Raw genomic sequence first — 572 nt, forward strand, 5'->3', positions numbered from 1 at the left:
GGCGCTCGATGCGGAGGTCAGGAGGCTCTGCGCCATCGACGGCGGCATCCGGGTCTATGAGCAGGTGAAGCTGCCGGCGGAGAGGTTTAACCAATGGGGACAGATAAATTTCTACCGCCCTGACCAAGGGGAGAATGCTTTAGGAGCTGGGTATCTGTTTAAAAGTAACGTCTATTACTACCGGCAGGGTGATCCGATGATGTCTCGAAGGCAATACCAGGTAATTCGACGTTCAGACAATAAGTTACTTGCAGAAGTGGTTATTTATGGACGAGGCGGTGGAGATCTACCAGGCCCTTGGCACGGATCAAGCTTTCGTTGCCCTGATTTTCCAGAGGGCCCGGTGAACACCTTGTTGAAATCCGTATTTATCCAGTCTACGGGGGCTAAGAGGTGAGCAATCTTACTGAATACTTTAAGAGTTCTGAGCTGGCTCTCGCGGCATACGCTGATCTTAGCCAGGGCACGCCTGACATTGACGAACTTTATGATGATGGCAAAGGCATGTCCCCCACCCAAGCCGCCCGTTTCGCTTCCCGCTGGCGCGTCGTTGACCAATACACCGATCCCCG

At 53.3% G+C, this 572-nt stretch carries 1 protein-coding gene; it reads left to right on the top strand.

What is annotated here, in order from left to right; translation table 11 throughout:
• Positions 1-397 (top strand): hypothetical protein (locus ACTFO6_RS17505; RefSeq protein ID WP_439935709.1); only part of this gene is annotated, 397 nt, incomplete at its 5' end.
• Positions 398-572: the final 175 nt, after the last annotated feature.

The organism is Pelomicrobium sp. G1, from assembly GCF_051905455.1.
GTDB lineage: Bacteria > Pseudomonadota > Gammaproteobacteria > Burkholderiales > UBA6910 > Pelomicrobium.